Annotated in this window: 2 protein-coding genes and 1 pseudogene; all 3 read left to right on the forward strand. The window is 58.7% G+C overall.

The genetic code is table 11. From position 1 onward, the window contains the following. Nucleotides 1–911, forward strand: a pseudogene (locus A3A5_RS0117810) (hypothetical protein); the annotation flags it as partial. 448 nt (nt 912–1359) lie between these two features. Continuing rightward, on the forward strand, nt 1360–1590 hold the full coding sequence (locus tag A3A5_RS0117815; RefSeq protein WP_018311898.1) for a hypothetical protein: 231 nt from the start codon (nt 1360–1362) through the stop codon (nt 1588–1590). 152 nt (nt 1591–1742) lie between these two features. Further along, nucleotides 1743–2306: a hypothetical protein gene (locus A3A5_RS0117820; protein ID WP_018311899.1), complete on the forward strand. Its 564-nt coding sequence runs from the start codon at nt 1743–1745 to the stop codon at nt 2304–2306. Nucleotides 2307–2380: the final 74 nt, after the last annotated feature.

The raw sequence follows: 2380 nt of genomic DNA on the forward strand, positions 1-2380 counted from the left end.
CGGATGAAGTCATGGGGACGCCGAAATTAAAGTGGGCCACATTACCCGCACTTTCATTTCTGCCCTGCCTGTGTAACGCCGGGATGAACCACGCCAAATTTCGTATTCCCAGATGGTGGAGGAGCTTTCCGCCACGGTCTGATGATCGAAGTCAGCGCCATGTCGCCGTGCTCGCGGGCCGGCGACGCCAAACCGGTTTCCGGTTCGGCGAGGCCACCGCCTCGCCGAGCCCAGGCTCGCTCCTTTTCAACGGCCCTCAGGGCAAGAAGGAGAAAGTCATGACCAGCAAAATCGACGAGAAGTACATCCTGTTCGCTGCCGATTCAATTGCGGCGCTGCGTAAGGCCGACGTCTTTCGAGTCCTGGATTCAGTGCGCAGTGACAACATTGATGGTGTGACTCGCACCAGCCTCGCATCGTTCATCTCGCAGCATCGACCAGATCTGAAGGATGAGGTGACGGAAGTCATGCACGAAGAGTTCCCAGCCGACGCGTGGAAGGCGGAGGAGGCGGCTGGCGACAGTGAGTCCCGTCAACGGGCGGTGACGCGTGTTGCGGCTGAACCTCTAACCATTGCGTATATCGCATCAGGCGCAAGGGATGCGCTCCGGGAATGCTCGTCTATCGAACTCGGTATGTTCGACGGCGAACTCGGCTTCATCGGAGCTGCAATCAACCATGCACTGTTCGTCGACACTGTTAGCGATCTGTTTGACGCAACCGGGGACCACCCGGGAGTCTTTGCCTACGAAGTCGCTTCTCCGTTTGGCTTGGCGATTGCTCGCGCAATGATTGCCGCAGGCAATACGGACCCGGACCCCAGCGCGGTTCTGGCTGCCGTCATGATCGACGCTGGCTACTCCGCGGCCAAGGTCACCTTGGCCATTCAATCGGCGGCCAGCCGCAGGTAATATCAAACCGCAACCGTGCCCGTGTCCCCCCTCGCGGGGCCACTGGCGCTCTACCTCAGTGGGTAAGTTGCATCGGCCCATACTTTTGGGGGGTACGAACGCCGAACGCAAGCCATGATATAGTTCACCGGGCCGTTAAATCGGCATCCAAAGTCAAGACAGGCTTCGCGCCTATTCCCTCTCTGCCGGGCTCTTTGCCGCGCAGCCAGTGGTTCCTTCCTCTAATCGCCGCTATAGGCCAGAGGGAGCAAACCGCGAATCAGCAACCCACCACGCCAGCCCGTAGCGCCGAGCGCTATGACCGCGCTGCCTGACAGCATCCCCAGAGGCGCACGCCCCGCCGGCGCTTCATGATGGCAAGCCGGTCACGGCTATGGTTCGGCAAGTTCATGACTCGCCGAGCCTGCTCCTTTGTTGACCGCCTCTCCGAGGCACAAGGGAGAAAACCATGAACGTAGAACTGACAGCTCAGAAATGGGCCGCGGCAACGCAAATCATCGCCTCCAATGCCATCGAGTTCATGGCCAGACGAGAGGGGCTCACGATCGACCAGGTCCAGCAACTGATCGATAGCCGGCACGAGGGCGCGATCCGTCAATTCAAGCAGTTGATCAAGCTTGGCGTCGACGAAGCCTGCCGGCTGCACGACGCCGGGCAGATCTGCCTGATCGCGGCCTAACGCCACGAAATCAATAAAAGTAGTCCCCATCAGTGCATGCCTTCGGGCATGCGACTGGCTGGTTTGGCATGCCACTCTCATCCGATCCTAATCCGATGAGCGCTAGTGCTCTTTTCCCTTTCAACCGCCCATAAGGCACAAAGGAGAAAATCATGACCAGCAATTTCTCGCAGCAACAGCAGTCGGAAGTGCGTGCGATGGGCGGCGACAAGTTTGGTGTTTTCAAGATCCACGGTGGAGCTGCAGTGGACTGCGTCGCCGAATACTCCGGTCCGTGCAGCTATGAGCACGCCTGCCGGGAAGCCGTCCGTCTTGGCGCTCCGTGGTCCAGCAATGTCCCGGGTAAGTTGCCGCAGGCGCAATCGAACCTGGCCGAGCTTCCCTTCATGGCAGTCGTCGATGGCAACGTCGTGATCTACCATGGTAGTACCGTCGATCGGCTCGATGACTCCTGGACTGGTGTGTGCTGCGATGCATACGGCGTAAAGAGCTTCTGGCATATCGGCCGCGACCATCGGGGTGAGCGTACGTTCGACAAGCTCATGTCGGCCAACTACCTCCAGGCAGTTCAGGAGGCAAGGGATCTGCTGACAGCCAGGCGCGCATTCGAAACCTACTCGGGTGCGCAATCGCTTGTTCGCGTTGATTCGGATCGCTACGCGAGCATCGGTGATGCCCAAGATGCGCTGACCAAAGCTAGTCTTACTGTGTCATAAATGTGCCATACTATAAACTTCTTGGCACAGTTCATGAAGAGCGATGAGCGCGAGCGAGCGATTTGAGCAATACA

The organism is Cupriavidus sp. UYPR2.512 (genome assembly GCF_000379565.1).
Taxonomy (GTDB): domain Bacteria; phylum Pseudomonadota; class Gammaproteobacteria; order Burkholderiales; family Burkholderiaceae; genus Cupriavidus.

Bases quoted from the DNA above. Each gene is read 5' to 3' on its own strand.
- A3A5_RS0117815 (WP_018311898.1), top strand. From the start codon at position 1,360: ATGAACGTAGAACTGACAGCTCAGAAATGGGCCGCGGCAACGCAAATC.
- A3A5_RS0117820 (WP_018311899.1), top strand. From the start codon at position 1,743: ATGACCAGCAATTTCTCGCAGCAACAGCAGTCGGAAGTGCGTGCGATG.